The 3,273-nt window shown below is 43.4% G+C and carries 3 protein-coding genes and 3 pseudogenes; 4 read left to right on the forward strand and 2 right to left on the reverse strand.

The window, feature by feature from the left end; translation table 11 throughout:
* A pseudogene (locus RAC86_RS37090) lies at positions 1-106 on the forward strand (peptide ABC transporter permease); the annotation flags it as partial.
* 131 nt (positions 107-237) lie between these two features.
* On the opposite strand, the pseudogene RAC86_RS37095 reads toward RAC86_RS37090, so the two are convergent.
* Both RAC86_RS37095 and RAC86_RS37100 read right to left on the reverse strand, forming a co-directional pair.
* Positions 238-395, reverse strand: a pseudogene (locus RAC86_RS37095) (hypothetical protein).
* A 28-nt stretch (positions 396-423) separates the two neighbouring features.
* Entirely contained in the window at positions 424-1,134 is a 711-nt protein-coding gene (locus tag RAC86_RS37100; protein ID WP_119899972.1) for a GntR family transcriptional regulator, read from the reverse strand.
* 155 nt (positions 1,135-1,289) lie between these two features.
* Here RAC86_RS37100 and RAC86_RS37105 point away from each other — a divergent pair.
* From RAC86_RS37105 to bglA, 3 genes and pseudogenes are all read left to right on the forward strand, one after another.
* Positions 1,290-1,446 (forward strand): annotated as a pseudogene (locus tag RAC86_RS37105) (PTS transporter subunit EIIB); the annotation flags it as partial.
* Between the two features lie 23 nt (positions 1,447-1,469).
* The gene (locus RAC86_RS37110) at positions 1,470-1,619 is read left to right on the forward strand and encodes a PTS glucose transporter subunit IIA (RefSeq protein WP_224588604.1); all 150 of its coding nucleotides are present in this window, start codon (positions 1,470-1,472) and stop codon (positions 1,617-1,619) included.
* Between the two features lie 85 nt (positions 1,620-1,704).
* Positions 1,705-3,144, forward strand: a complete 1,440-nt coding sequence (gene bglA / locus RAC86_RS37115) for a 6-phospho-beta-glucosidase BglA (protein WP_069964434.1) — start codon at positions 1,705-1,707, stop codon at positions 3,142-3,144.
* Positions 3,145-3,273: the final 129 nt, after the last annotated feature.

Genomic DNA, 3,273 nt, shown 5'->3' on the forward strand with positions numbered 1-3,273 from the left:
GAGTAATGATGTTTTATTTATTATTTTGTATTTAGTTTCAATTATTATCATAAATGCGATTGTCCTTCGCTTTTCTAAAACTAGATGGATCAAAATGGGCATTTAATAAAGGAAGCTACTTCACAATGAAGTAGCTTTTTATGTGCACCTATATATCCATTAACACCAAGATTAATGCATGTGACTGGCTGAGTTTGTTAAGGGAAGGATGTTTTTCTGTTTGCATCGCCCAAACTATTATTGTTTTTCTTTCACCATCTTTACAAAGAGGAAAAAGATAATGAATCCATAAAGTAGTTCATTGGATTCTTAACGATGCTCATCTCTAGTGAAATCTGTAAGAGTATCCAGAGCGCAAAGATGGCTAGTATGGCAGGAATGATAATTTTGTACATGTCGATCACCTTCCATAGTGAAGCAGCCCTATAATAAAAAACTATTAGCCTGCACCACAAACTGCGACTGCTTATAATTATACGAAATCTTCGAGTAATCAAACGGCTGCCCATTTGTCAGGTGAAAAATACTTTCTATATACAGCTTCGGCAGTCCAGCCTCTAATCCCAAATATTCCGCTTCTTCCTCATTAAGCTGGCCCACGTGCAGAAACAAATCAGAAAAACCAATCTTCAACCCCAGTCCTTCCCGGATGTAATGGAAGATGGAGTGGGAGACGATTTCGTTGTTTAAATACGTCACGATCGATTTGTTGTAGTAAGACTCTTCGTAGCAAAGGGTCTGGCCGTTGATGTAGCGGACCCTTTTGACATAGTAGATGTCCTCGTCCATTCCGATGTTCAGGTTTTCCGCCGCTTCCGGAGTTGGCTTTCTCACGTCCAGTTCGATAACTTTTGAGGTGACGTTGAAATCCTCGAGGTCTTTTTTAAATCCCTGATTCGACAGAAGGCTGATATAGCCTTTTCGTTTATGTTTTCTGACGAAAATGCCGCTTCCTCTGACCTGAAAGATCGCGCCTTTTTGCTCTAATAGCTCCAGGGACTTTGTGATGGTGCTTTTGCTGACTTCAAACTGGGCCATGAGGGTTTCTAGGACTGGCAGTTTGTCTCCCTGCTGAAGCTGGTGTTCTTCTATATATGTTTCAATTTCCGCTGCGATTTGCTGGTATTTTAACATACGCATTCCTCATTTATTCGTTTAGTTTCACTGCCAAAATTATAGCATAAACCGCTTACAATGATAGTAAGTGCGTAAATATTTTGTTTCGGTATTGATATATTATACCGGTACAATTATAATGAAAGCGCAACCAAAACGAAGGGGTGGGTGAAATGTCGGGGAAAGTGAGAGATTATACGAGACTAGCAAAAGACATTTTAGAGGCCGTAGGCGGGGAAGAGAATGTGATTGGGGCTTCTCGCTGCGCTACCAGACTTCGATTGGCTGAAGCGGTCTACCCCTAAAGCGAAGGATATCGTGAAATCGATGCTACCATCCCGGCGTCATTACGGTTGTCATGGTGGCGCCTACAAAGCCTGCGTTCAGCGTCCGGCGTCGAATTGCTTGCGCACATCGGGCTGGATAGAGTGACATTAGACGGCACGTCTTTTTCCTTGAAGGTAAAAGAAGGCGATACCGAAAAAAGGCGAAGTGCTTGTTGAGTTTGATAAGCTTTCATTGAAGAGATTGAGGAAAGTGCATTACATCAAAAAATATTTACAGTCGTAAGCTGAGGAGGAATTAAACATGGGAAACATGCCAAAGGATTTTTTATGGGGCGGTGCTTTAGCTGCCCACCAATTTGAAGGCGGATGGAATCAAGGCGGTAAAGGGCCGAGTGTCGTCGATGTGATGACAGCGGGTGCGCACGGCGTGCCGAGAAAAATCACGGACACGATTGAAGAAAACGAATTTTATCCAAACCATGAAGCCATTGATTTCTATCACAGATACAAGGAAGATATCGCTTTGTTTGCGGAAATGGGATTAAAATGTCTGCGGACGTCCATCGGCTGGAGCCGGATTTTTCCGAAAGGCGATGAGGCTGAACCGAACGAAGCTGGTTTGCAGTTTTATGATGATGTGTTTGATGAATTGCTGAAGCATGGGATCGAGCCGGTCATTACCCTGTCTCACTTTGAAATGCCGCTGCACCTGGCAAGAGAATATGGCGGCTTTAGAAACCGGAAAGTCGTGGACTTCTTCGTCAACTTTGCAGAGGCTTGCTTTACCCGTTACAAAGATAAAGTAAAGTACTGGATGACATTTAACGAGATCAACAACCAAATGGATGTGAACAATCCGTTGTTCCTATGGACGAATTCAGGTGTTGTGGTTGGCGAAAACGAAAACGCCAAGGAGGTCATGTATCAAACGGCACACCACGAACTAGTGGCGAGCGCCTTAGCAGTGGCAAAAGGAAAAGACATCAATCCAGAGTTCCAGATCGGGGCCATGGTATCACACGTGCCGATTTATCCTTTCTCCTCCAATCCTGAAGATGTGATGCTGGCTGAAGAAGAAATGAGGCAGCGCTATTTCTTCCCTGATGTACAGGTTCGCGGTTATTATCCAAGCTACGCGTTGAAGGAATTTGAACGCGAAGGCTACAACATCACATTCGAAGACGGCGATGATGAGATTTTAAGAAACGGAACCGTCGATTACTTAGGCTTCAGCTATTACATGTCAACAACTGTGAAAAGCGATGTGAAAAATGATAACACTGGCGATATTGTAAATGGCGGCTTGCCGAATGGTGTCGAAAATCCGTACATCACTTCGAGTGACTGGGGATGGGCGATTGATCCAACCGGGCTGAGATATACGTTAAATCGTTTTTATGACCGATACCAAATCCCGTTATTCATCGTTGAAAATGGCTTTGGCGCAGTGGATACGCTGGAGGAGGACGGCAAGGTTCATGATCCGGAACGCATTCAATATTTAAAATCGCATATTGAAGCATTGGAAAAAGCGGTCACGTACGACGGTGTTGATTTAATTGGCTACACGCCGTGGGGCATTATTGATATTGTCTCATTCACAACTGGCGAAATGAAAAAACGCTACGGCATGATCTATGTTGATCGTGACAATGAAGGAAACGGATCCATGAAGCGGTATAAGAAAGATTCCTTTGAGTGGTACAAAAATGTCATTCAAACGAACGGCGAGGAACTATAAGAAGCTGGCCCGAATCGAGCACTTTTACCGTAGTGCCTGGTTCGGGTTTTTGATATGATCCGACCTGATATCCAATAATGGGAATAGATTACTAGCGCTGATTGTATGTTATGATTTCACCTGTAAGAT

Source organism: Bacillus sp. LR_5, from assembly GCF_042709275.1.